The organism is Polaromonas sp. P3_C2 (assembly GCF_056402675.1).
This window is the reverse complement of sequence record NZ_JBFUGX010000562.1, coordinates 1-2,795: the sequence shown is the minus strand read 5'-3', so window position 1 is coordinate 2,795 and position 2,795 is coordinate 1. Positions and strand designations below refer to the sequence as shown.

Here is a 2,795-nt window from a genome sequence, read left to right as displayed (position 1 = left end):
CTCCTTGACCGAGGCCGTCTGCAGTTCCCAGGGCTCGCGCACGTCCAGCACCACAGGCAGGGCGGGCGCGCCTTCCCCGGCGTTGTTGCGCCACTCGGCGAAGTTGACGGGGCTCAGTTGGGGAATCATGGTCGGCTGTCCTGCGTTGGAATGCGTGCTTGGCGTTGGTGAAGTTGTGTACGGCGGCCAGGCTCAGAAGCTGAATTTCGAGGGCTCAGGGAAATTCAGCAGGCGCGGCGCCACGGTGTCCCAGGCCTGGGTGGTACGCCAGGCGTCTTCGGCTACGCGTGTGACCAGGGTCGCGCGCATCACCGGCTCAAAACCCACGATGGCGCTCAGGCGGCCACCCACCTTGAGCAGGGACAGCAGCGAAGCCGGCACTTCGGCGACCGAGCCACTGAGCACGATCACGTCAAACGGTCCACGAAGCGGGTCGTTGCTGGAAACGGCCTGGGCGATTTTTGCGGCGCCGTCGCCGGTGCGCACTTCGGCGTTGTAAAGGCCTGCCCTTTGCAGGTTGTCGCGTGCGGTCTGTGCGAGCTTGGGGTCGATCTCCAGCGTGATCACTTGCTGCGCACGGTGCGCCAGCAGTGCGGCCATGTAGCCGGAGCCAGCGCCGATTTCCAGCACCTTTTCATGCTTTTGCACGGCCAGTTCCTGCAGGATGCGGGCCTCCACCTTGGGCGCCAGCATGCACTGGCCGGGCCCGGTGCCCAGCGGGATTTCCATGTCGACAAAGGCCAGTGCCTTCTGGGCGGCCGGCACAAAGTCTTCGCGCTTGACCACGGCCAGCWGGGAAAGGACCTGGTTGTCCAGCACTTCCCAGGGGCGGATTTGCTGCTCAATCATGTTGAATCGGGCTTGTTCGTAGTTCATGGCGGACCTGTAGGTTGGCGAAATGGGGGAGGGTGAGCTGTACACGAGATAAACCTTTGATTTTAGCGGTCGCCCATGACGGTGGCCGGCGTTGCGGCAGGCATGTCTGCGGGGTCTTGCGGCGGTGTTCTGGGGCCGAATTTGCGCTTGAACCACTGGCCCAGGTCGTCCAGGTAGCAATACGTCACCGGCACCACCACCAAGGTCAGCAGCGAAGAGGTAATGACACCGCCGATCACGGCCTGGCCCATGGGCGCGCGCTGTTCCGAGCCCTCGGTCAGGGCAAAAGCCAGCGGCACCATGCCGAAAATCATCGCCAGCGTGGTCATCAGGATGGGGCGCAGCCGCACCTTGGCGGCATGCAGCAGCGCATCGCTGCGGTTCATGCCCGGAACGCGGTGGCCATCCACGTCCACCTGGTCGGCACGCATGCGAATGGCAAAGTCCACCAGCAAGATGGCGTTCTTGGTGACCAGYCCCATCAGCATCACCACGCCGATGATGGAAAACATAGAGAGCGTGGAGCGAAACAGCAGCAGGGCCAGCACCACACCGATCAGCGTCAGCGGCAACGAGGTCATCAGCGCCATCGGCTGCAAAAAGCTCTTGAACTGGCTGGCCAGGATCATGTAGATGAACAAAATGGCCATCACCAGTGCCGACACGGCGTAGCCAAAGGATTCAGCCATGTTCTTGGTGGAGCCGCTGAACTGGTAGCGGTAACCGGGCGGAAAGCTGAAGTTCTCCAGCGCTGCCTTGATGTCGTTCGACACCTCGCCGGCCGAGCGGTTGTAGACGTTGGCGTTGATGGCGACTTCGCGCGCCATGTCGCGCCGGTTGATCTGGTTGGGCCCGGTGGATTCCTTCACGGTGGCTACCTGGTTGAGCCGGACTATATGCGCGGCGCCGTCGGCGCTGCTGCCAGGGGTGCTCATGAAGGGCAGACGCTCCAGGTCCTGCGGCGCATTGCGCGCATCGGGTGCCAGACGCACGTTCACGTCGTAGGTCTGGTCGTCGGGCGCGCGCCAGTTGCCCACCGTCTGCCCGGCCACCAATGTGCGCAATGAGGCAGCGATCTGCGACACCGACAGGCCCAGGTCGGAGGCTGCGTCGCGCCGCACATCAATTTCAATCACCGGCTTGTCGGCCTTGACGCTGGAGTCCAGGTCTACCAGGCCGGGGATGCCGCGGATCTTGTCGTTGATGGCGCGCGTGAGGCGCTCCAGCTCTTTCAAATCCGTTCCCTGCAGGGAAAACTCCACCTGCTTGTTGCCGCCCACCGCGTCGAGCAGCCCGACGTGCGTCACGGTGATGCCGGGCACCTGCTTGAGGCGCTCGCGCAGCACGCCCGACATTTGGTCGACGCTGCGGGTGCGTGCCTTGCGGTCCACCAGGCGCACATAAATGCTGGCGTACATCTTGCCTTGGGCATTGCCTGTATTCAGGGTGGCCAGCGTGTATTTCACCTCGGGGAATTCGCGGATGATGGCTTCCACCTGCTGCGCCTTGGCTTCGGTGGTTTCCAGCGAGGAGCCTACCGGCGTGTAGAAGTTGAGTGAGGTTTCCGAGAAGTCGGCCTTGGGCACAAACTCGGTGCCCAGCAGCGGCACCATGAAAATGCTGGTGACAAAAATCATCACGGCCAGGGCCAGGGTGGCCAGCTTGTGGCCCAGCGACCAGCGCAGGATGCCCTGGTAGCTGTTGCTCAGCGAGTCGGTGGCGTGGTCAAACCAGCCGGTGACGCGGCCTATGGTCTTGTCGTAGAAAGTGACGGGCGCATGGCGTTTTCCGTGCGCTTCTATCGAAGGGTCGTGCCAGATGCTGGAGAGCATCGGGTCCAGCGTGAAGCTCACGAACATCGAGATCAGCACCGCCGCCACGATGGTCACGCCGAACTCGTGGAAGAACTTGCCGATGAT

Annotated in this window: 2 protein-coding genes; both read right to left on the bottom strand. The window is 62.9% G+C overall.

What is annotated here, in order from left to right; genetic code table 11:
* Window positions 1-192: 192 nt before the first annotated feature.
* Window positions 193-876, bottom strand: coding sequence for a protein-L-isoaspartate O-methyltransferase family protein (locus tag AC1DWI_RS18975; protein WP_477725447.1), 684 nt, complete (start codon window positions 874-876; stop codon window positions 193-195).
* 62 nt (window positions 877-938) lie between these two features.
* A partial coding sequence (locus AC1DWI_RS18970) for an efflux RND transporter permease subunit (RefSeq protein ID WP_477725446.1) occupies window positions 939-2,795 on the bottom strand: 1,857 nt, incomplete at its 5' end.